This is a genomic window from Rhodococcus sp. IEGM 1241, from assembly GCF_033142365.1.
Lineage (GTDB): Bacteria > Actinomycetota > Actinomycetes > Mycobacteriales > Mycobacteriaceae > Rhodococcus_F > Rhodococcus_F erythropolis.
On the sequence record NZ_JAWLSE010000005.1, the window covers coordinates 473923 to 496708 of the forward strand.

19 protein-coding genes and 1 riboswitch are annotated in these 22786 nt (G+C 64.2%); of the genes, 8 read left to right on the top strand and 11 right to left on the bottom strand.

Annotation, left to right across the window (positions count from 1 at the left end):
• Positions 1-30: 30 nt before the first annotated feature.
• Positions 31-387 (bottom strand): hypothetical protein, encoded by a 357-nt coding sequence (locus R4P70_RS23395; RefSeq protein WP_020907776.1) that lies wholly within the window; start codon positions 385-387, stop codon positions 31-33.
• A 189-nt stretch (positions 388-576) separates the two neighbouring features.
• Here R4P70_RS23395 and R4P70_RS23400 point away from each other — a divergent pair, with 189 nt between their 5' ends.
• A complete protein-coding gene (locus R4P70_RS23400) occupies positions 577-915 on the top strand; it encodes an RNA polymerase-binding protein RbpA (protein ID WP_019748472.1) in 339 nt (112 codons plus the stop codon).
• 427 nt (positions 916-1342) lie between these two features.
• Here the strand turns inward: R4P70_RS23400 and R4P70_RS23405 are convergent, their stop codons facing one another.
• From R4P70_RS23405 to R4P70_RS23430, 6 genes are all read right to left on the bottom strand, one after another.
• Positions 1343-2521 carry a PrsW family intramembrane metalloprotease gene (locus R4P70_RS23405; RefSeq protein ID WP_172932863.1) on the bottom strand — a complete coding sequence of 393 codons (1179 nt, stop codon included), beginning with the start codon at positions 2519-2521 and terminating at the stop codon, positions 1343-1345.
• Positions 2518-3171, bottom strand: coding sequence for a hypothetical protein (locus R4P70_RS23410; protein ID WP_230091154.1), 654 nt, complete (start codon positions 3169-3171; stop codon positions 2518-2520). The genes R4P70_RS23405 and R4P70_RS23410 overlap by 4 nt, the downstream gene beginning before the upstream one ends.
• Before the next feature lie 136 nt (positions 3172-3307).
• Positions 3308-4153, bottom strand: a complete 846-nt coding sequence (locus R4P70_RS23415) for a hypothetical protein (RefSeq protein ID WP_113683640.1) — start codon at positions 4151-4153, stop codon at positions 3308-3310.
• Between the two features lie 92 nt (positions 4154-4245).
• Entirely contained in the window at positions 4246-5751 is a 1506-nt protein-coding gene (lnt, locus tag R4P70_RS23420; protein ID WP_232816933.1) for an apolipoprotein N-acyltransferase, read from the bottom strand.
• 100 nt (positions 5752-5851) lie between these two features.
• Positions 5852-7486: an amidohydrolase gene (locus tag R4P70_RS23425; protein WP_317832022.1), complete on the bottom strand. Its 1635-nt coding sequence runs from the start codon at positions 7484-7486 to the stop codon at positions 5852-5854.
• Positions 7487-7498: 12 nt separating this feature from the next.
• Positions 7499-8059, bottom strand: a complete 561-nt coding sequence (locus R4P70_RS23430; RefSeq protein ID WP_003944915.1) for an FxsA family protein — start codon at positions 8057-8059, stop codon at positions 7499-7501.
• 250 nt (positions 8060-8309) lie between these two features.
• Between R4P70_RS23430 and R4P70_RS23435 the strand changes: the two genes are divergently transcribed.
• The gene (locus R4P70_RS23435) at positions 8310-8969 is read left to right on the top strand and encodes a hypothetical protein (protein WP_003944837.1); all 660 of its coding nucleotides are present in this window, start codon (positions 8310-8312) and stop codon (positions 8967-8969) included.
• Between the two features lie 37 nt (positions 8970-9006).
• Here the strand turns inward: R4P70_RS23435 and R4P70_RS23440 are convergent, their stop codons facing one another.
• Positions 9007-9666, bottom strand: a complete 660-nt coding sequence (locus R4P70_RS23440) for a response regulator (RefSeq protein WP_003945024.1) — start codon at positions 9664-9666, stop codon at positions 9007-9009.
• Between the two features lie 57 nt (positions 9667-9723).
• Positions 9724-10887: a sensor histidine kinase gene (locus tag R4P70_RS23445; protein WP_020907782.1), complete on the bottom strand. Its 1164-nt coding sequence runs from the start codon at positions 10885-10887 to the stop codon at positions 9724-9726.
• A gap of 38 nt (positions 10888-10925) precedes the next feature.
• Here R4P70_RS23445 and R4P70_RS23450 point away from each other — a divergent pair, with 38 nt between their 5' ends.
• Genes R4P70_RS23450 through R4P70_RS23465 form a run of 4 tightly spaced genes read left to right on the top strand, consistent with a single transcriptional unit; the run spans position 10926 to position 15504 of the window.
• Positions 10926-11693: a TSUP family transporter gene (locus R4P70_RS23450; RefSeq protein ID WP_019748481.1), complete on the top strand. Its 768-nt coding sequence runs from the start codon at positions 10926-10928 to the stop codon at positions 11691-11693.
• Between the two features lie 30 nt (positions 11694-11723).
• Complete coding sequence (locus tag R4P70_RS23455) at positions 11724-13244, top strand: TldD/PmbA family protein (protein ID WP_029538132.1); 1521 nt, start codon at positions 11724-11726, stop codon at positions 13242-13244.
• Positions 13241-14599: a metallopeptidase TldD-related protein gene (locus R4P70_RS23460; protein ID WP_317832026.1), complete on the top strand. Its 1359-nt coding sequence runs from the start codon at positions 13241-13243 to the stop codon at positions 14597-14599. Before R4P70_RS23455 ends, R4P70_RS23460 begins: the two co-directional genes overlap by 4 nt.
• Positions 14599-15504 (top strand): TIGR01777 family oxidoreductase, encoded by a 906-nt coding sequence (locus tag R4P70_RS23465; RefSeq protein ID WP_317832028.1) that lies wholly within the window; start codon positions 14599-14601, stop codon positions 15502-15504. The genes R4P70_RS23460 and R4P70_RS23465 overlap by 1 nt, the downstream gene beginning before the upstream one ends.
• A 5-nt stretch (positions 15505-15509) precedes the next feature.
• On the opposite strand, the gene R4P70_RS23470 is transcribed toward R4P70_RS23465, so the two are convergent.
• Positions 15510-15890, bottom strand: coding sequence for a PPOX class F420-dependent oxidoreductase (locus tag R4P70_RS23470; RefSeq protein ID WP_256064483.1), 381 nt, complete (start codon positions 15888-15890; stop codon positions 15510-15512).
• 203 nt (positions 15891-16093) lie between these two features.
• Here R4P70_RS23470 and R4P70_RS23475 point away from each other — a divergent pair, with 203 nt between their 5' ends.
• Entirely contained in the window at positions 16094-17749 is a 1656-nt protein-coding gene (locus R4P70_RS23475) for a GMC oxidoreductase (RefSeq protein ID WP_020907786.1), read from the top strand.
• Positions 17750-17785: 36 nt separating this feature from the next.
• Here the strand turns inward: R4P70_RS23475 and cobN are convergent, their stop codons facing one another.
• Entirely contained in the window at positions 17786-21406 is a 3621-nt protein-coding gene (gene cobN, locus R4P70_RS23480) for a cobaltochelatase subunit CobN (RefSeq protein ID WP_317832032.1), read from the bottom strand.
• A gap of 63 nt (positions 21407-21469) precedes the next feature.
• Positions 21470-21555, bottom strand: a riboswitch (cobalamin riboswitch).
• 74 nt (positions 21556-21629) lie between these two features.
• Between cobN and cobG the strand changes: the two genes are divergently transcribed.
• A complete protein-coding gene (gene cobG, locus R4P70_RS23485; protein WP_020969650.1) occupies positions 21630-22772 on the top strand; it encodes a precorrin-3B synthase in 1143 nt (380 codons plus the stop codon).
• The last annotated feature ends 14 nt before the right edge of the window (positions 22773-22786 follow it).

Below are 22786 nucleotides of genomic sequence, written 5' to 3' on the forward strand. Positions count from 1 at the left end.
AAGGCTAGAAACCGGTTGCCCACACCTGCTTCACCGGAAACGTTCGGCTTCACGGGCAAGTTCGGTCAACCGTTCACACAACTGTGCGAGTTCCGAACTTTCGGCTCCCTCGGCAACAGCAGTCGCCACATCTTCGGCGGCGCAGCGAACCTCGAACATCCGATCCACCAGTTCGACGGCCTCGACGGCGGTCAAGATGACGGCGTCAGCCGGGATCGTCGTGCCCTTGACGGCATTGCGCTGCTCGTACGCGCGCTGGCGACAAGACTGGCTGCAGTACCGGCGACGACGACCCACTCCCGTCACCGCGACCTCGCGGCCGCACCACACACACGGGTTTCCGGAACGCGCAGTCTGCGGTGATCCGACGCGTGTGCTCTCAGCCATGAGTCGACACTGTACTCGAGATTCGGACGCCTTCGATGAACGCGCGCGGTACCCGGTAAGATGGAGAGGTTGCGTCTTCTCGCCACACGGGAACCAATCGGGTGCTCGTGGCGTTGTAGATGAGTGTGAGCGTCTACTCCCCAAGTCAGGGCGCCCACCAGCGGTGACGAACGAAGAGAGGACACCACCATGGCAGATCGCGTACTTCGAGGTAGCCGTCTCGGAGCTGTGAGCTACGAGACCGACCGTGACCATGACCTCGCGCCCCGTCGTATGGCCAAGTACAAGTGCGAGAACGGCGAGATCTTCGACATCCCGTTCGCGGACGAAGCCGAGATCCCCGGCACCTGGTTGTGCCGCAACGGCCTCGAAGGCGCCCTCATGGAGGGAACTGCCCCCGAAGCCAAGAAGGTCAAGCCTCCCCGCACCCACTGGGACATGCTGCTCGAGCGTCGCTCGGTCGAGGAACTCGAAGAGCTCCTCAAAGAGCGTCTCGATTTGCTGAAGGCCAAGCGTCGCGGCGCATGAACTAGCACTTCGATCAAGACCGTCCGGTTCTACACCGGGCGGTCTTTCTCGTTCTACGGGGAGTGATCGTTCACAAGTCGACGTCATACTTCGGCCCTTCTTCGACGTGGCAACTTCAGGATGCTTCGCGGTCCTCAAAGGCACTTCAGGACAACGTCATTCAGCATCCAGGCGCACTCGCGAGCCGACAGTGCGCGGATTCGCGATTCGCGCTGGAGAACCATCGGCACTGCTTCGTGCACCAGTGTGAGCTGTATCCCCCACCCCGCGACACACCAAACTTCGGTACCCCACTCACGCCGATCGTGAACTGGTAGCCCAGTCACTCGGCCGGGTTGCTTGCCAAGTGACGTTGGCAAACAACCCGGCCGACTGGGGTGTGGGTAAATGACTTACGGTGCTGAACGGTACTTCCGCTACTTCGCGGTCACTGAGCGATGCTCTGTGCCGCGGTTCCTTGGCGGAGGCGGGTGATTTCGTTGCGTGATTCGACGACCTGGGAGCTGTCGTCGCCCTTGCTGACAGCAAGGTCGCTGCACAGATCCAGCGCGGCACGAACGATATGTCGTCGTTGGCGACGTTCGGTGCGAGTGGGTGCGGCTTTCGCGTAAGTGCGTTGTTGTCGCCATCCGCCGGCGGCTGTCACCTCGGCGTCGGTCAGGACGCCGGACTCGATTTCCGGGGCGAGAATGTCACGGACGAAGTGGGACTCACGTGGGTGCGCCCAGACGAACGCGATCCACAAGGCAGTGAAAGCGAAGACGATGTCGCCGATCATGATGACGAACACGAGCGAACTGCTGCCGCCGGCGATCGCGAGCATCGAATCCCACACGCCGTGGATCAGGATGGGTGCCACGATCAACGCCAATCCGCGTCCGATCCGCCGGGGCTGGGCCGGGGTGCCGATCAGATAGATCACGCCGGCGCAGAAAAGGGCTGTAAAGAGGGGATGAGAGACGATGTCGGAGTAGGTGCGGGTGGCGATGGAACCGATCAGTCCGTCGGTTTGGTGGGCGCCGAAGCCCTGCGTCGCGCCGGCAATCGAGTACAGAAAGTCTTCGCTGGTCTGAAATCCCAAGCCGATGAAAGCGCCGAGGAGCAGGCCGTCGGTTGCGGTGCGCACCAGTCGCGGTGCAAGCGCGAGGAGGACGACGATGCCGATGCCTTTGGCGGTTTCCTCCACGAACGGTGCAGAGAGGCCCGCATGCCAGTCCTGAGCCCATACCTGCCCGAAAATCTTCGTGTAGAGCGAGCCGACTGCTCCGTTCGCGGGTACTGCGATAGTGAACGTTGCTGCGGTGGCGCCCCAGATGAAGCCGGTTACCACTAGCCCTACGGGTTGGCGTTCGTAGCGGTCGATGTGCCGGAACCACCATGTCCAGACCGCGGCGCTGATGATGCCGACGATGCCGGCAACGAGGAGTGCGCGCCCGAAGTATCCGGCGAAGGGGGCGAACATCTGCCAGCCTTTGACGAGGCCGAATCCGCACATCCACAGGTATATCCAGAACACGACGTTGCGTGGTTGGAAGAAGTGAAATTTCTCGCCCCAGGCCGTCGTATCGAATGCGCGGGAGCGGGTTTCGAGGAGATCGCTGCTCACTTGGTGTCTCCCTCATGTGTGCCGATGGAGGCGATCATGTCGGTGATTTCTCGACCGCGGGCGGCGATCTGATCGGGTGGGCCGACTACCTGTACCCGAATTCCCTCGCCGTCGGTGACGAATGTGGTCACCGATCCGGCGGACCGCGGAGTGTCAAAGCTGACCTGGACGCCGCTCAGACCCCCGTCGGTGCTGATCGGCTGGCGTGTACCGGAGACCGCAAGCACGGAACTGCCGTTCGTCGCAAGACTCACGGCATCTGTTTGGGAGAGGAGCTCGTCGGCAGTTCCACTGAATGTGTCGGCGTCGACGCTCACGGTGACGGTGCCGCCGGTCAACGTCACACGTGGGAGCGAATCGGACGCGCCATGTTGGTCGGTTCGGAAACCACTCTCGACATTCCAGCCCGCAGGTGCGGCGAAGGAGACCGTTTCGGTCACGGCCATTCGGTCTCCGGCGCCGGTTGGATCTTCGGAGGAGACAGCGGAATCGATGGCGGGCACGATCACGGTCCAGAGCATCCACACCCCCAAGATCGCGAGGGCGTGTGGGAAGACGCGTGTGTCGAGTCCGAGGAAGCGGTGATCCGCTGGTGGACGTCGTCCGTGTATGGGCTCGTGCTTGTGTGCAGTACTCGAAATAACGCTCAATTTCCCTCGTTTCCATTGCACGGCAGGTGCACTGACTATCGCAGAAACGGACAAATTTCGTGCATCAGCCGGCACCTGCCGGTCATCGAGACGATCGTGCACCAAGTTCCCGTCGGCGCGAGATCACCGAGAGCTCCTAGTCGACGGTGAACCGTCGCATCGCCAGATGTCCGAACACGCCGACCAGAATCAACGTGACGCCTGCGGTCACGGAAACGGAGTCGGTCACCAACCCCGCGATGCCGGTCACGGCTACGAACACCGGCAAAAAGTCGAACAGCCTGAAAATCGACTGCGGTGGTTCGGTTTCGAGGCCCTGAGCCTGAGCGGCCTTGTTCGGCGCATACTCGGGGTACCACTCGGTGAAGGAGATGGCGAAGAAGGTTCCGAGCAACTGCAGAATCCATCCGGTCCAGAAGTTGTCTCCGTCGTGCAGCAGTGCGTCTCCGAACAGGCCCACTGCGGCCGACCATGTGAAGGCGAGCGCCCACACTGCGGTGATGACGTAGTTGATGCGCAGAAACAGTGGCGTCGTCCAATACTCTTCAGGCGTCGACTCTTTCGCGTACTGCAAAGTGAAAGGATTGCGGAGCAGGATCGATCCGAAGGCAAAGACCACCAGCGCGATGTTGGTCAGTTCGCCTCCCCAGAGTTCGAACCACCGAATCGTGTTCGCCGACGCGAGGAGGCCGATGGCCGCCAGAACGCCGAAGAACACGACGTCGAAGACCTCCAACAGCTTCACCGTGCCGCCGCGCCGGTGACTGGCCGCCAAGATCAGCAGTGACAACCCGAGCGCGGCGGCCGCGGATTCCTCGAACCTTCCCGGCCCGGAGAGCAAGGACAGCAGGATCCACGGTGACAGCCCCGCGAGCGGTGACTGCAGCACCGCGTCGACGACACTGGTCTTGCGAACTGCAGTCTGGGGCCCGGTCTTCTCAGGCTGGGTCTTGTCTGGCTCGGTCTTGTCTGGCTCGGTCACAGGAGGCCGCCTTTACGCAGGAACGGGTGGCACAGCGAGTACCCGCGTAGGCGCCCCTCGGAACATCGGCAGCCCGATATCCGTTGCTCGGGTCAGATTGCCGCAGTCTCCTCAGGTGATTGCTCGGCCCGATCTCGGCGCCGGGCTACCAGCGCCATGGCAATCGCACCGACCGCGATGATGCTGAGCACGATCTCCGGCGCCGGACCTACTCGGCTAGCGAGGGTGGAGCTGGTCGAGAGCGGCACCTTGGCCACAAGTGCCGCCGGCACGAACAGGTCGGTCTGCGACGTCACTGCCCCGTCGGGAGCGATGATGGCGCTGACACCACTGGTTGCGGCCACAACGACGGCACGGCCGTGCTCGACTGCCCGCACACGGGACATTGCCAGCTGCTGATACGTCATCTCGGTGTCCCCGAAGGTGGCGTTGTTGGTCGGTACTGCCAGCAGCTGCGCACCATTGCGCACCGATTCCTGGAACGCCCGGTCGAACGCAACCTCGTAACAAGTCGCGACGCCGATCGGTACACCCGCTGCGTGGACAACGCCGTTGCCCTCGCCGGGCACGAAATTGCCCGCACGATCGGCGTACGAGGAGAAGTTCCGGAAGAAGCTTCGGTATGGCAGGTATTCACCGAACGGCTGGATGATCTTCTTGTCGTGCTGTTCCTGAGGACCATTGGCGCCGTCCCACACGATCACTGAATTGGTGGTCGTACGATCGGCATTCACGAGTACGGTGCCGACAAGAATCGGGGCTCCGATCGCTTCGGAGGCTCGGGTGATGTCGGCCGCGGCATCGGCGTTTCGCAGTGGGTCGATGTCCGAGGCATTCTCCGGCCAGATCACGACGTCAGGCTGATCGACGCGGCCCGCGTCCACCTCGGCTGCCAGTTTCACGGTTTCGGTGACGTGGTTGTCGAGGACCTGCTTGCGTTGCGAGTTGAAGTCCAAGCCCAACCGCGGAACGCTGCCCTGGATCGCGGCGACGGTGATCGTTCGGTCGCCGGAATCCATGGTGGCAAGAAACGGCGACACCACGAGAGCAACGATCACGGGCACGATGGCGGCGGCAACGGCTCCGAAGAATCCTCGGTCCCATCGTTTTGCCGCGACAGCGACGACGACTGCTGCCAAGCCGGTACCGGTCAGGGCCACCGCGAAGCTGAGCAGCGGCGCACCGCCGATACTCGCGAGTGGGAGGAGCCACCCTTCGGATTGACCGAATGCGAGCCTGCCCCAAGGAAATCCGCCGAAAGGGACGCTGGAGCGAAGCCACTCGGTAAGCGTCCAGGTCGCGGCAATCCACAAAGGCGCCCAAGGCAACCTCGCCACCAGTACCGCCAGCAAACCGAACAGTCCGATGAACAACGACTCCACCGCGGCCAACGCGATCCACGGGACCGCGCCCACGAACACACCGATCCACGGAAGCAACGGCACCAGGAATCCGAGACCGGCCAGGTACCCGTAACCGAAGCCGGCACGAAGACGCAATCCGCCTCGACCGAAGTTCGTCAACACGCACGTCAGAAGAGCGATCCCGACTGGCGCCAGAAACCACAGCGGACGAGGTGGGAACCCGGCGAAGATCATGAATCCGCCTGCGGCTGCGTACAGCGAACGTAGCCATGCCGAACCGGTGAGCACAGCGCTCACGCGGGAGCGATCACTGCTGGGCGCCTCTGCGCCGGCCTCACTCACTCGTCGAGCCGCGCTGGTAGACGACGCGTCCGCGATGCACCGACTTGATGCAGACCGGAATCGGCGCATCTTCCGCCAGCCTGGGCAGAGCGGGTACTCGCGAGCGCGGATCGGTAGACCATCGCTGAACCGAATCGGCCGGTGCACTGACTTCGAGTTCGCCTGCCGCCCACAACACGTAGGAGGCGGGTGCACCCGGATTGAGCGTTCCCGCGGCGCCGTCCCGCACTCCGCCCGCGCGCCAGGCGCCGCGCGTTGCGGCGGAGAAGGCCGCACGCGGTGAGATTCCACTTCCGTCGGTGCGGTGCTGGACAGCGGCGCGCAGCATCGCCCACGGCTCGATGGGGGTGACCGGGGCATCGGAGCTGAATGCGAGCGAGACACCCTTACCGGCAGCAGGTGCAAACGGATTCAACGCTGCTGCGCGGTCGACTCCCAGGCGCGTGGCGTACAGACCGTCGGTACCGCCCCACAGTGCGTCGAACACCGGTTGGACGCTCGCGATGACACCCAAGGCCGCGAAGGTTTCCGCGTCGGCCATCGACATCATTTCCGCGTGCTCGAGGCGGTGACCCAACGCGGCGACCTTGGGGCCACCCAGTTCGTCGGCGACCTTGCGGAACGCGGCCGCTGCCGACGAGACGGCACCGTCGCCGATGGCATGGAAGCCGGCCTGGACACCCGCGAGGGTGCAGGCCCGGATGTGTGCGGCGATCGCGTCGACGTCGAGATAGGCGTTGCCCGTCGAATCAGGTTGGTCTGCATAGGGTTCGAGCAGCCACGCGGTATGCGAACCGAGCGAACCGTCGATGAAGAGATCTCCGCCGAGTCCGTCTGCTCCGGTTTTGTCGAGGAGTGCGCGAGCATCCTCTTCGGTGTCGACGCGCTCACCCCAGTAACCCCGAACCTCCACTCCGTGGTCGTGGGCCAGTAGTTCCTGGAAATCGGTCAGTCCCGAGATGTCCGGTCCGCCGCACTCGTGCACTGCGACGATCCCGCGGGAGGCGCACAGATCGAGCGCCGCGGTACGAGCAGACGCGCGCTGAGATTCGGTCAGCAGGTTCCGAGCCGCATTGCGCGCCAGGTGGTGTGCGTCGAAGGTCAGCGGGCCGTCGACCGAGTATCCGGCAGTGTCGGCGAGGCCGGAGATCCCGTCGCGCAATGCGCTCGAGCACGCGGCCGAGTGAACGTCGATCCGCGAGAGATACACCTTGCGGCCAGGGGCAGCCGCGTCGAGATCCGCGGTCGAGGGCGGCGTCTGATCTGCCCACTCGGTGTCGTCCCAACCGTGTCCCCAGATGACTGCGTCGGGATGGGCAGTTTCGGGGTTTGCCGCTGCGAATGTTCGTACTCGCGAGAGGCATTCGTCCAGTGAGGGCGCGCCCACGAGATCGAGACCGACGAGATTGAGTCCCAATGCAGTGATGTGGACGTGGGTGTCGACGAACCCGGGAGTGACAAACGCACCGCCCAGGTCTTCGATCTCCGCGGCGGGGTGCAACGCCCGTCCGGCGCGCTCGTCGCCGACCCACACGACGGTGCCGTCGGTAATGGCGATCGAGGTCGCGTCAGGTGCAAATGAACTGTAGATCCGGCCGTTGACCAGCAGACGAGTAGTCACGAGCACCCAGTCTGCCTGTTAGTACTGCGGCCCCCGCGAACGGGTGGGTGTATCCGTGTCCAGAATCTCACCCTCGAGGACCAGTTCCTTGCCGTTGCTTGCTACGTACTCGGTGGTTTCGGGTGTCTCGACGATGATCTCGCCGTCGATCACCTCGCCGTTTCCGCGCATGCGCGCCGCGTAGCCGACGGTTCCGGCGAAGGCGTCACCACCGGCGGCAAATGCTGCTGCGCGCTTGCCTGCCAGGAGCACCGCAAGCGGGCGGAGCGCCCACCGGGTCGGCGGAATCAGAAGCAGAAGGCCCAGAACGGAAGTCACGAGTCCGGGTACGAACATCAACGCGGAGCCCGCCGCGACCAAGGCGCCGTCGGCGACCGCCAGTGACGGCGATCCCTCACCTCGCGTTGCCTTGCGGAATCCGTCCATGACTCGTCGCCACTGCGAACGCATGAGGATCAATCCGACAAGCGAACCGGCGAGAAACAGCAGCACTGTCCAGGCGACACCGATGGCGTTGCCCACGATGACCAATGCGGCGATCTCGACGATCACGTAGAGGAGGAATACGGCGGCGATCATGACGTCCCCTTTCAGACGGTCTATCCGTTCAACGCTCGAGGGGCCGGATTTTCTCCCGACAACGACGTAGAGGTGCAAAACAGGCGAGTGCCGTGAGTCACACGGGCTTTCTCTCGCGCACGTGCGACTTGCCTGGCGTTAACTAACGCTCCGCTAACGATTCTAAACCTCAAGTTGACGTTGAGACTATGCGCATGGTCAAGTCACTTCGGGCCGCATTTCCCGGCCTCATGAAATGAAGGAGCCCGACATGAGCCGACTCCCCGGCAAGACACTCGCCCGACGCATTCCCGCTGCCATCGCCGGCACTGCCGCCGTCGTGGCACTCACGGCCGGCAGCGCGATGATCAGCGCGGGAACCGCGGCCGCAGAACCGGTAGTACCCGAAGGAATTGCCGCGCTGATCGCGCAGGCCGCAGCCATCTCCCCCGAAGCCTCTGCTGCTGTTCAGCAGTTGATCGGCACGGCAGGCGCTGATCAGATCACGACCGCCCTCGATCTCCCGGACATCGGCGTCACCAAGCCGCAGTCGTTCATGTACCCCGCACCGACGGTCGGGTGTGGCGTGGCCGGTGAACCTGTCACCGTCACCCTCAGCTCCGCACAGGCCGGTCCGAACTTCCCGTTGCCGCCGTGGGTCGAGGCCGACCATCTCCGGTTCCAGGCAATCCCGGGTTACGTCGGCATACCCAAGACCTCAGGGTTGAGTGTTGCCTGGATCAACGTCGGCACCTTCAAGGGCGGCATCGTCCCGTTGGACGAGAAGTTGCCCGTACTCGATACGCCGTTGCTCTCGAAGGTCGTCGACACCGGCGACGGCAAGGTGTTTGCCGCTCTGTTCGGCAATGTCGATTACGCAGACGGGAAGACCTGCATCGTGCTGCCAACAGTGGGCGCTTTTGATGCCTGAGCAGAGCGAAACGCTCGCTGCCTGACAGGCGGCTGGCCTACGCGCCCGGAGTCACCAGTCCGGTCTCGTAGGCCAGCACCACCGCCTGCACACGATCACGCAGATCGAGTTTGGTCAGAATGCGTCCGACGTGCGACTTGATCGTCGATTCGGACAGGTACAGCTGCTGTGCGATCTCGATGTTCGACAGTCCCGTGGCCACGTGCCCGAGAACTTCGCGTTCGCGTTCGGTCAGGACGTCGAGAACCACCGGATCGCGTCGCGGCGCCGGACCGTCCACGATGAACCTCGACAGCAGACGACGTGTCACCTTCGGGGAAACAACCGCATCACCGGCCGCCACGCTGCGGATAGCCGACACGAGGTCCTCGGGCGGGGTGTCTTTGAGTAGAAACCCACTCGCTCCGGCACGCAGGGCGCCGAGCGCGTGTTCGTCCAGGTCGAACGTCGTCATGACCAGGACCCTGGATTCGATCCCGGAGGCAAGAATCTGCTCCGTCGCTTTCACACCGTCGACAATCGGCATCCGCACATCCATCAACACGACGTCAGGCTTCAGCGCTACCGCCGCTGCGACCGCCGCGGCTCCGTCACCGGCCTCACCGATGACCGAGATGTCCTCATGTGCTTCGAGCACCATGTTCAGGCCCATCCGCATGAGTTCCTGGTCGTCGACTAGCAGCACGGTGATGGGCACGGCGTAAACCTATCGGGCCTGAGACGTCGGTGCCAATGCGATTGCGGCGAGCCGGTATCAATCGTGGATCTCGAGCGGCAACTCTGCGTACACACGCCAACTGCCGTCGGGGCGTCGTCCCGTCTCGAGTGTCCCGTGCAGTACCGCCACCCGCTCACGCATGCCGACCAGTCCGTTGCCCGAACCGTGAGCGAAGGTCGAGCTCGACGTTCCGTTGTCGACGACCTCGAGCAGTACCGCGGTCTCGGTGCGGCGCACGGTGACTCGGGCCTTCGGGTTCGCGCCGGCGTGGCGGAGGACATTGGTCAGTGATTCCTGAACGAGGCGATGAATGCCCAGGCTGACCGATGGACTGACGTCGTCGAGCTCGCCGGTCAGCTCGAGGCGCACGCCGAGACCGGCAGCCCGCATCATCTCGACGACCTTGGCGAGGCCGGCCGTTCCGTGTTGCGGCATCAAATCGCTACTGACCTCGGTGCGCAGAAGCGAGACGGTCCGGCGAAGCTCGGCAAGCGCGTCACGTCCGGTGCTGGAGATGTTGCCGAGCGCCTTCTTCGCCAACGCCGGATTGGAATCGACGGCGTACGAGGCGCCGTCCGCTTGAACGATCATCACGCTGACCGCGTGGGCAACGACGTCGTGGAGTTCGCGGGCGATCCGGGTTCTTTCCGTCGCCACCGCATCCTCGGCGCGGCGGTCTCGTTCGTATTCGGCCACTTCGAGTCTGGCGGCCACTTCCTCGTCGTAGGCACGTCGCGCGCTCAAGAACTCGGCGGTGATCCAGGCCAGCGCATAGAGCAGCGTCGCGATGATGATCGTCAGGATCACGTCTTGGCGGATGACGAGCAACGAGAAAGTCATGTCCAGGGCAAGGAAGCACGCGAATATCGCCCCGGTACGCCGATCGACGTACGCAACGAGTGTGTAGAGCGAAACTCCGAGCGCCAGCAGGCCTGGATGTTCCGCAGCCGGATCCCCGGTCGCCCACATCATCAGGGTCGCGAAGTACGACATCGACAATATGGACGCAGCGGACACACGCGGATATTTGCGACGCCACACGACGGGAAGGCAGATCAGAAATCCGACGACGAGCTGAGGCCACCGCTCCTCACGCGGCGAACTGACGAACGTGACTACCTCGAGCGCGAAGAACACGAGCGCCAGCGCGCTGTCCGCGATCATCGGCTTTCCTCGCAGCCACAGGCTGAACCTCCGCATGTGCTCAAGAGTGTCACAGCTGTGAAAGAGTCACCGCCGTGGATATTGCTGATTGGGGACTGCTGATGACGGCAGCAACGGCGGCGGGTTGGGTGGACGCCGTCGTCGGCGGCGGCGGATTGATTCTGTTGCCCGCGCTCTTTCTGGTCGCCCCGCAATTGACCCCGCAGGCCGCACTGGCCACCAACAAACTGACGGCATTCACCGGGACGAGTGCTGCGGTGTACACGTTCTCGCGTCGAATCCCGATGGAATGGCGGCAGATGGCGCCGGCAGCCGCCTTGGCTGCGGTGACGTCCGCGTGCGGGGCGGCGGCCGTTTCACTGATCGACAAGAAGTACTTCATTCCGATCGTGATGGTCGTACTCGTCGCTGTCGCCGTCTTCGTGACAATGCGGCCGACGCTGGGCACCACGATCGCCACTCATCGTCCGACGCAGCGCAAGACCGTCCTCGTCCTGCTGCTCTCCGCCGGACTCATCGGGCTTTACGACGGTCTGCTCGGACCCGGTACCGGCACATTCCTCATCATCAGCTTCGCCACCTTCCTCGGAACCGAATTCGTTCGGAGCGCGGCCATGGCGAAGGTGATCAATCTCGGTTCCAATTTCGGCGCGCTCGCCTACTTCGCCGTCACCGGGCATGTCTGGTGGAGTTTGGGTTTGGCGATGGCGGTGTGCAACGTTCTCGGCGCGGTCATCGGTTCGCGGATGGCGCTGAGCAAGGGATCCGGATTCGTCCGGATCACGCTGTTGGTGGTCGTGATCGCCATGGTGATTCGCCTCGGATGGCAGCAGTTCGGTTGAGATCGGCGGTCGTCGGCTAGCGTCGTGTGCGTGACCGTCACCCGAGATGTCGATGCAGATTTCCTCGCCCTCCCGCTGCGAGCCGTCGCTGATGCAGCGCTGTCGGCAGCGAGAACAGCCGGCGCCCAGCACGCCGATGTTCGTGTCCACCGCGTGCTCACACAGTCGATCCGCTTGCGCGACGGCGTAGTTCAGGCGGTGTCCGACGGAGACGAGATCGGGGTCGCCGTCCGCGTGATCGTCGACGGCACGTGGGGATTCGCCTCGCACGCCGAGGTATCCCCTGACGTCGCGGCTGCGCTGGCACGCCAAGCGGTCGAGGTTGCGAAGGCATTACGCTCGCTCAATCGGGATCCGGTCACCCTCGCCGACGAACCCGTCTACGCCGACGCGACGTGGGTGTCCCCGTACCTCGAAGATCCCTTCGCGACACCGACGGCCGACAAGGTAGCGCTGCTGGTCGACTACTCCGGACGGCTTCAAGCCGCTGACGGTGTGGATCACGTCACGGCGAGTGTCCTCCAGGTCAAGGAGCAGACTTTCTACGCGGATCTGGCCGGTTCGTCGATCACCCAGCAACGGGTGCGTCTGCACCCCGAATTCGAGGCGACCGCCGTCGACAAGTCGGCCGGCAGCTTCGAATCGATGCGCACCTTGGCGCCGCCGGTAGGTCGCGGATGGGAGTACCTCGGGGCGCAGAGCACGTGGAACTGGGGCGATGAGCTCGCGCAGATCCCGGAGTGGCTGGCCGAGAAGACGAAGGCACCGACCGTCGAAGCGGGTCCGACCGACCTCGTGATCGATCCGACCAATCTGTGGCTCACGATCCACGAATCCATCGGACACGCCACCGAATACGACCGCGCGATCGGCTACGAAGCGGCCTACGCCGGTACGTCGTTCGCGACGCCGGACAAGCTGGGAACGCTGAAATACGGAACGCCACTCATGCACGTGACCGCCGATCGTAACGAAGAGCACGGCCTGGCCAGCGTCGGATTCGACGACGACGGCGTCGCCTCTCAACGGTGGGATCTGGTGGCAGACGGAACACTGGTCGGGTATCAACTAGACCGCGTGTTCGCGCCGAGGCTGGGGCTGACTCGTTCCAACGGCTGCTCGTACGCCGACTCCGCACATCACGTTCCCATCCAGCGAATGGCCAACGTCTCGCTCTCCCCCGACCCTTCTACGGACACCTCGACCGCAGACCTGATCTCGCGAGTCGAGAACGGCATCTACGTCGTCGGTGACAAGTCCTGGTCGATCGACATGCAGCGCTACAACTTCCAGTTCACCGGTCAGCGGTTCTTCAAGATCCGTGACGGAAAGCTCGACGGTCAGGTGCGTGACGTGGCGTATCAGGCGACGACGACGGATTTCTGGGGCTCGATGGAAGCCGTTGGCGGTGAGTCGACCTGGCGCCTGCAGGGCGCATTCAACTGCGGCAAGGCGCAACCCGGTCAGGTTGCGGCGGTCAGCCACGGCTGCCCGTCCGCTCTGTTCCGCGGAGTCAACATCCTCAATACTCGTTCGGAGGCTCAGCAGTGATCGATCCGCAGCAGGTCGTCGAGCGTGCATTGGCCGCGAGGACGGTAGACGAATCGTTGGTGATCGTGACCGATGCGAGTGAGGCGTCGCTGCGGTGGGCCAACAATTCGATGACCACCAACGGAGTCTCGCTGTCCCGGACGTGGACGGTGATCTCGATCGTGCGCGAGGGTGACATCGCGAAGGTGGGCACTGTCAGTTCCAGCAGTGTCGATCCGGAGCAGATTTCTGCGCTCGTACAGGCAAGCGAAGAAGCTGCGCGCACAGCCACTCCGGCTGACGACGCGTCCGACCTGATCACGCAGTCGGCGGCAGAGACCGACTGGGACCTGCCGGCCGCCCTGACCGACATCGGTGTCTTTGCGCAGTTGGCTGCCGACCTGTCCACGGCCTTCGACAGTGACGACCAGTTGTTCGGCTTCGCTCACCACCAGTTGCACACCACCTGGCTCGGAACTTCGACGGGCGTGCGACGTAGAACGGCTCAGGCCACCGGCTCCGTGGAGATCAACGGCAAGCGCGGCGACGCCAGCGCCTGGGTCGGATCCGGAACTGTCGATTTCACTGACATTTCAGTGCCGAACCTTTTGTCGCAGTTGACCACTCGACTCGACTGGGCGGAAAATTCGGTCAGTCTGCCCGCCGGCCGCTACGAGACGATTCTTCCGCCTTCGGCTGTCGCGGACCTGATGATCTATCTGATGTGGACCATGGAGGGGCGCGGCGCCGAAGAGGGCCACACCGCACTTTCCACCACCGGTGGTACCCGGATCGGCGAGAAGCTCGGATTGCCACTGACACTCACCTCCGACCCCGGCGCCGAGGGCTTGCAGTCCGCGCCGTTCGTGATCACGACGTCGTCGAGTGAATCCGTCTCACTGTTCGACAACGGTATGGAGATCGAACCCGTCGACTGGGTCCGAGACGGCGTCGTCAATGCACTGGCGTACCCGCGCCACGCTGCACGAGAATTCGGTCGACCTGTCGCAGTTCCCGGCGACAATCTCATCCTGACCGGTGGTGACGACACCTCGATCGAGGACATGATCGCAGGTACCGAGAAGGGGCTACTGCTCACAACCCTCTGGTACATCCGTGAGGTGGATCCGACGACGCTGCTGTTGACCGGACTCACCCGTGACGGGGTGTATTTGATCGAGGACGGCAAGATCGTCGGCGCCGTCAACAACTTCCGTTTCAACGAGAGTCCGCTCGATCTCCTGCGGCAGGTCACCGAGGCTGGACGCACCGAGATCACGCTTCCCCGCGAGTGGAAAGACTGGTTCACCCGCACGGCCATGCCGCCGATGCGGATTCCCGACTTCCACATGTCCTCGGTCAGCCAGGCGCAGTGATGACGAAGGTCGTGATCGCCGGCGGCACCGGCGCTCTCGGCCGCCGGATCAGCGACGATCTCGCCGACCGCGGGTATGACGTCGTGGTCCTGACTCGGTCACCGAAACCCGGCAGGCACAGGCAGGTTCAGTGGGACGGTGTCACGGTAGGCGACTGGGCAGGAGAACTCGACGGCGCCGCGATGATCAATCTGGCCGGCGAGTTGGTCGATCGCCGACCCACCCCGGCAAACATCGCACTGCTCACCAGCTCCCGTGTCGATCCGACCCGCGCGCTGGTCGAAGCGTCGAAACTACTGGCGAACCCTGTTCCGGTGTGGATCCAGGCGAGCACGCTCGCAATCTACGGCGACGCCGGAGAGACCCGACTCGACGAGGCTTCCCCACTCGCTGACGGACCACCTCAGATGACCGACGTCGCAAAGGACTGGGAGGCAGCGGTCGAGGGAGCAAACACGTCACGAGTAGTGATCCTGCGAACCAGTGTCGTGTTGGAGAAGGGCACACCGGCGCTCGAGCGACTCCTGTTGCTCGTACGTCTCGGTCTGGGCGGACGCGTTGCCTCGGGTAGACAATGGACCAGTTGGATTCACATCGACGACTGGCTGTCGATCGTTCGTTGGGCCCTCGAACCCGATTCGGCTGCCTCGGGCGTGGTCATCGCGACGGCCCCGGATCCCGTCCGCAATTCAGAATTGATGGCCGGGCTGCGCAAGCACCTTCACCGGCCACCTGCGCCGCCGACGCCCGCTGTCATGGTCAGATTCGGCGCGTTCCTGCTGCGCAGCGACGCTGCCTTGGGCCTGACGGGTCGTCACGCCGTGTCGAAAGTGCTGACGGACAACGGCTTCCCCTTCACCTATCCGCGGTTCGATTCAGCGTTGGACGATCTGCTCGGCAACTGACGCGGTCAAGCTGCAGTGATGGCAAGTCCGATCGTTCCGGTCTTGCCGCGGCGCAGGAGACTGCCTTTCATGGTGATCCAGCCAAGGATTCCGTAGCGACGCGCGATCGCGTCGCGAGCATGATCGGTGCCCGGCGCGTCGAGGATCTCGGCGACGGCGGCAACCGGTTCACCCTTCGGATTTCCCCGCGCGTCACACGCGGCGACTGTGACCGAGGGGTTTCGCGTGATGCGCTTGACCTTGTAGGAATCGGTGACGGTCCACATCAGGAGCTTGTCGCCGTCCGGCGCGGCCCAGAGCGGCGTCGCCACCGGCGTTCCGTCCTTGCGGAAGGTAGTGAGTAGGACGTACTTGGCCTCGGAGACGCGCTTGAAGTCGGAGTTCACTCCTCGAGGATAGGGGCGGGAACCTCTCACTGGACACCGATGAGCCTCGGCGACTATCCGGCGACCTTCCGCAATCGGCTGAAACATGCCACTTATGCACGTTTTATCCGGTTTCTGTGCGCATTCAACATGCCGTTTCGTCCCCAAACTCCATCTCGAGTTATTCTGAGGCAAATCATCGAATTGGGGAGTCGAACAAACACATGCAGCGTCGTGACATGCAGCGTCGTGACTTTTTCAAAGCGGCCGGAGTGGGGGCAGCAGTTGCAGCCGCGACACCGCTCATGTCGACCTCGATCAGCCACGCCGCCCCCGCGCCTCTGCGTGCGCTACCGATGGGTGCCGATCACTACCGCGCACTCGTCCCCGAGTTGTTCGTACCCTCGCCCACTCCCCCGGAACATTCCGAAGCCATCGTCATCGGGTCAGGTTTCGGCGCCAGCGCGACCGCTCTCCGGTTGGCGCAGAGCGGCACCCAGGTCACCATCCTCGAACGCGGACTCCGATGGCCGCATGATCCGCAGCGGGAGATTCACACCTCCGACATGCTGGCCGACGGCCGCGGAGTTTTCCGGCGCACATCGTTCACCAACCTCACCGGACTCCCGGTGGTGTGCGACTACTTCAGCGGCGTCCTCGATGCCACCGACTACGAACACATCTCGGTCTGGCGCGGCGCTGCAGTCGGCGGTGGTTCCATCATCTTCACCGGCGTGATGATCGCGCCCGAGCGCCGATTCTTCGACGCAGTCTTCGGCAACTCCCTCGACTACGACGAGATGGCGTCCACCTGGTACCCCAAGGTGCGCCAGATGCTGCGTCTGAGCCCGTTGCCCGAAGACATTTACCAAACCCCGAATTTCGGTCACTCGCGTCGTTGGGATCAGGACGCTCGTCGTGCCGGATTCGATCCGCAGCGGATCGACGGGATCTGGAACTGGGACGTGGTGCGCTCAGAACTCGACGGCCGAACCCGAGCCTCGGCCACTGTCGGTGACAGCAACATGGGTAACTCCAACGGCGCGAAGTTCGACCTCACACAGAACTACATTCCCGCCGCCGAAGCCACCGGACGAGCCACCGTCTGTTACGGACATCAGGTGCTCGCGATCAGTCGCGAACGTGATGGACGCTACGTCGTCGACGTCGAATCGACGGATCCGACGGGTGGCGTTCTGGCCCGGAAGACTCTTACCTGTGACCGTCTGTTCCTCGGCGCCGGTTCGATCGGCACCTCCGAACTGCTGGTACGCGCCCAGGCGACGGGCGCGCTGCCGAACCTCAACGAACACGTCGGTAAGGGCTGGGGAACGAACGGCGACGCCGGGATGGTGCGCTCGTTCGGCTTCAGTGACGGCACTGCGCAAGCCGCACCGTCGGCATCACGGATCGTCGACGAGTCGGGAATGCCCCTCTCCCTGGAAAACTGGTACGTCCCCGGGCTACCCGTCAACATCGGCATGCTCGGAACCTTGGGTATGACCCTCGATTCGCAGCGCGCCGACTTCGCCTACGACGGGGGCAACGATCGGGTGGTGCTGAACTGGCCGAAGAACGGCAACGACGCCACCGTCGAAGCCCTGCGCGCCGTCCAGAACAAGATGGCCTTTGCCGGCACCACGCTGCCGTCCGCCTTGCCGTTCGCGAAGGACGTCAATTCCTCGTTCACCGCGCATCCCCTCGGCGGTGCGGTTCTGGGCAAGGCCACTGACGGCTACGGGCGAGTCAAGGGCTACGACGGCCTGTACGTGATGGACGGCGCTGCTATTCCGGGCAGCACCGGCACCGTCAATCCGTCACTGACAATCACTGCTCTGGCGGAGCGGAACATCGCTCAGATCATCAAGTCCGGACGCTGAAGCACTTCAGCGCCCGGACCTGCCGGTGATCGAGGTTTACTCCCCCTCGAGTTCGCCTTCGGTTTCGAGGTACACCTGACGCAAGCCGTCGAGTGTCTTCTGCTCGGGGTGCTCCCACATGTTGCGCTCGGCGGCTTCGAGGAGCCGCTCGGCGATTCCGTGTAGTGCCCACGGGTTGGATTGCGTCATGAACTTCTGGTTCTGCTCGTCCAGAACGTAGGTCTCGGCGAGCTTTTCGTACATCCAGTCCGCGACCACGTTGGTGGTGGCGTCGTACCCGAAGAGGTAGTCGACCGTGGCTGCCATCTCGAAGGCACCCTTGTACCCGTGACGGCGCATCGCGTCGAGCCAGCGGGGATTGACCACGCGCGCCCGGAAGACACGTGCGGTCTCTTCCGAAAGTGTGCGTGTGCGAACCGATTCCGGCCTAGTGCTGTCGCCGATATATGCCTCGGGCGACTTTCCGGTCAGCGCGCGCACGGTGGCAACCATGCCGCCGTGGTACTGGAAGTAGTCGTCCGAATCGGCGATGTCGTGCTCACGTGTGTCGGTGTTCTTGGCCGCCACGTTGATTCGACGGTATGCACTGCGCATGTCGTCGGCTGCCGGGATTCCGTCGAGCCCACGGCCGTACGCGAAGCCGCCCCAGTTGGTGTACACCTCGGCGAGGTCGTCGTCACCGCGCCAGGTCTTGGAGTCGATGAGTTGCAGCAGTCCGGCGCCGTAGGTTCCGGGCTTCGAACCGAAGATACGGGTGGTCGCACGCCTGGCGTCGCCGTGCTCGGCAAGGTCGGCCTGTGCGTGGGCGCGCACGTAGTTCTGCTCGTCCGTCTCGTCCAGTGCCGCGACCAGCTGAACGGCGTCGTCGAGCAGTGCGAGCACGTGTGGGAACGCATCACGGAAGAATCCGGAGATGCGGACGGTGACGTCGATGCGCGGGCGGCCGAGTTCTTCGAGATCGATGACTTCGAGGTTGACGACGCGTCGGCTTGCTTCGTCCCAGACGGGGCGAACACCGAGGAGCGCGAACACTTCGGCGATGTCGTCGCCGGAGGTACGCATTGCGGCGGTTCCCCACACCGACAGACCCACCGAGCGCGGGTATTCGCCGTGATCGGCGAGATAGCGAGCGGCGAGCGACTCGGCCATCGCCTGACCGGTCTCCCATGCCAAGCGTGAAGGAACTGCCTTGGGGTCGACGGAGTAGAAGTTACGACCAGTGGGAAGAACGTTGATCAGGCCGCGGAGCGGTGACCCACTCGGACCCGCGGCGATGAATCCGCCGTCGAGCGCGTGCAGGACCTGCTTGATCTCGTTGTCGGTCTGCCGCAGACGCGGAACCACTTCGGTGGCCGCGAACTGCAGGATCTTCACGACGGTCTCGTCGTCGCTGAGTTGTTCTGCCGCAGCGGGGTTCCAATCGGCGTCGTACATGCCGCGAACCAGTGCGTGCGCCTTTTCCTCGACGTCGTCGACACGGGCGCGCGACTCGTCACCGTCTTCGCTGAGCCCGAGTGCTTCACGCAAACCGGGAACGCTCTGTTCACCGCCCCACATCTGACGGGCACGCAGCATGGCGAGGACCAGTTCGATTTCGGCGTCGCCCTGGGGTGCGCGGCCGAGAATGTGCAGACCGTCGCGGATCTGGACGTCCTTGATCTCGCACAGCCAACCGTCGACGTGCAGGAGCATGTCGTCGAACACGTCTTCTTCGGGCCGCTCGGCGAGGCCGAGGTCGTGGTCCATCTTGGCGGCACGCATCAGTGTCCAGATCTGCTGGCGAATAGCCGGGAGCTTGGACGGATCGAGTGCGGAAATGTTGGAGTGCTCGTCGAGCAGTTGCTCGAGGCGGGAGATGTCGCCGTAGCTTTCGGCACGGGCCATCGGCGGGATCAGGTGATCGACGAGCGTCGCGTGAGCACGACGCTTGGCCTGTGTTCCCTCGCCCGGGTCGTTGACCAGGAACGGGTAGATCAGCGGCAGGTCGCCGAGCGCTGCGTCGGTGCCGCAGTTGCTGGACATGCCGAGCGTCTTGCCCGGCAACCATTCGAGGTTGCCGTGCTTGCCGAGGTGCACAACGGCGTCGGCGCCGAATCCGCCGTTGTCCGGGGTGGCAGCGATCCAGCGGTAGGCCGCGAGGTAGTGGTGGCTCGGCGGCAGATCCGGGTCGTGGTAGATCGCGACAGGCTTTTCACCGAATCCCCGTGGCGGTTGGACCATGAGGACGATGTTGTTGAATCGCAGTGCCGCGATGACGATTTCGCCGTCCGGATCCTGCGAGCGATCGACGTACAACTCGCCGGGCGCTGTGCCCCAGTGTTCCTCGACTCCGCTGCGCAACTCTTCGGGCAGGGTGGCGAACCAGTCGCGGTACTTCGCTGCCGAGATGCGGATCGGATTGCCCTCGAGCTGCTCGGCAGTGAGCCAGTCGGGATCCTGTCCGCCGGCCGCGATCAGGGCGTGGATCAGCGCATCGCCGTCCTTGGCTGCCAGGCCGGGAACTGCGTCAGGACCGTCGACCGGACCGAGGTCGTAACCGGCAGAACGCATTTCGGTGAGCAGATCGATTGCGCTCGCCGGAGTGTCGAGGCCGACGGCGTTGCCGATACGGGCGTGCTTGGTCGGGTACGCCGAGAGCATCAGAGCAACGCGACGCTGGGTGGTCGGAATGTGGCGAAGCTTGCCGTGACGGACTGCGATGCCGGCGACACGGGCAGCGCGCTCGACATCGGGGACGTACGTGGACAGCCCGTCGGAGTCGATTTCCTTGAAGGAGAACGGGACGGTGATGATGCGACCGTCGAACTCCGGCACCGCCACCTGCGTCGCGACGTCGAGAGGCGACAGTCCGTCGTCGTTCTCGTCCCAGGTGGCGCGGCTACTGGTCAGGCACAGCCCCTGCAGGATCGGGACGTCGAGTGCAGCGAGTGCGGCGACGTCCCAGGCTTCGTCGTCCCCACCAGCGGACGCGGTGGCGGGCTTGGTGCCGCCGGCAGCAAGAACTGTCACGACCATGGCGTCGGCGCGGCGGAGCGTGCTCAGAAGTTCGGCTTCTGCGGTTCGCAGAGATGCGCAGTAGATCGGGAGCGCGGTGCCACCGGCCTCGGCGACCGCGTCGCACAACGCCTGGATATACCGGGTGTTTCCGGCCAAATGCTGGGCGCGGTAGTACAGAACTGCGATGACCGGACCGCTCGCCGAGTCGAGATCGGGCGCGAAATCAGCGATGCCCCAGGAAGGCAGGTGAGCCGGCGGCTCGAAACCGTGGCCGGTGAGCAGGACGGTGTCGGAGAGGAAGTGGTGCAGCTGTGCCAGATTCTGTGTGCCACCCTCAGCCAGGTAGTTGTGCGCCTCGGCAGCAACACCGGCGGAGACCGTCGAGCACTCCATGAGGTCGGCATCCGGCGCGTGCTCGCCGCCGAGAACGACTACGGGGAGTCCGGAGGCGAGGACCATCTCCAAGCCGTCTTCCCAGCTGCGACGGCTGCCGAGGATACGAACGATCACGAGGTCGACGCCGTCGAGCAAGGGCGGCAAGTCCTCCGAGACCAGCAAGCGTGAGGGGTTGGCCCAGCGATAGGAGACGCCGTCGCCGGCTTCCTGGCTGGCGCGGGCGCTCAGCAGATCGGTGTCGGACGTGGAGAGCAGAAGAATCACGGGTGAAGCCTTCCTGGGGTTTCGCGCCCCGTGGCACAGATCTGTCATCGACGGCGGTTGAGGGTCTGACTCGTGTTTCCGAGCGGAAACACGTCCCGCTCGAGCAACACTCACAGTGGCGCGACCGCACCGGACTTTCACCGGTTTCCTCAACTGCCGTCACTGGTGGTGGTGATGCTACCGGTCCGCAGAAGGCACTCATGACAGGTCGTACCCTGGAGCCATGCCCACGGACCGTTCACAGCCAGACGCGTGCCCGGGTGCACTGCAAGTTCACCACGCCGCCGACGGCGCACTGGCACGCGTGCGCCTACCCGGCGGACTCCTCACCCCGGTCCAATTGCAGACGCTCGCCGACGCAGCGCGCGATCTCGGCAACGGGCAGATGGAACTCACCTCGAGGGGCAACGTCCAACTGCGCTCGGTCTCGGACCCCGAAGCCTTCGCAGCGCGAATCGCGTCGGCCGGTCTGCTGCCGTCCGCGACGCACGAGCGAGTGCGCAACATCCTCGCGTCCCCACTGTCCGGCCGTATCGGGGGCGTAGCCGACATTCGTGAACTGGTCCACCGTCTCGATTCGGCGATCCAAGCGGATCAAGCATTGGCGGATCTGCCAGGGCGAACCCTGTTCACCCTCGACGACGGGCGCGGAGACATCACCGGGCTACGGGGCGATTTCGGGCTCCATGCGCGCAGCGCCACCGAGCATTCACTGGTGCTCGCCGGTCACCACACCACTCACCGCGTCCAGGCGGACGACGCCGTCGAATTGCTCCTCGAGGCGGCTCGATCATTCCTCGACGTCCGCGACAAGCACTGGCGCCTGGCCGAGGTTCCGGACGGAATCGAACGCACCCTCGAGCAGCTGGGTCTGAGCGCCGAGTCCACCGGTGCGGCGGACCTCACGCCGGATGCACGACCCACCATCGGCTGGCTCGAGCAGCGCGACGGGACCGTAGCCCTGGGCGGAGGCTTGCGATTCGGGCTGCTCGACGCTCGGCTGGCCGAGTTCCTGGCCGCCGTCGACAAGCCCGTTGTCGTGACGCCGTGGCGATCGGTGCACATCTTCGACCTCGACGAATGGGCTGCCGAGCAGGTAGTCCGGGTGTTGGCGCCGATGGGGTTGATCTTCGACGAGAACTCACCGTGGCTCGACGTCACCGCCTGCACCGGAAGCCCGGGATGCGAGAAGTCGCTCGCCGATGTGCGCACCGACGCAATCACCGCCGTCGAGCAGGCAGAACTGCCCGTCGTCGGGCGCCAGCACTGGGCCGGGTGCGACCGCAGCTGCGGACGTCCCCGCGGGGACGTAGCGGATGTGATTGCGACGGGTGACGGTTACCGGGTGAATCCGGCCGATCGGTGATGCCTCTATCGTGT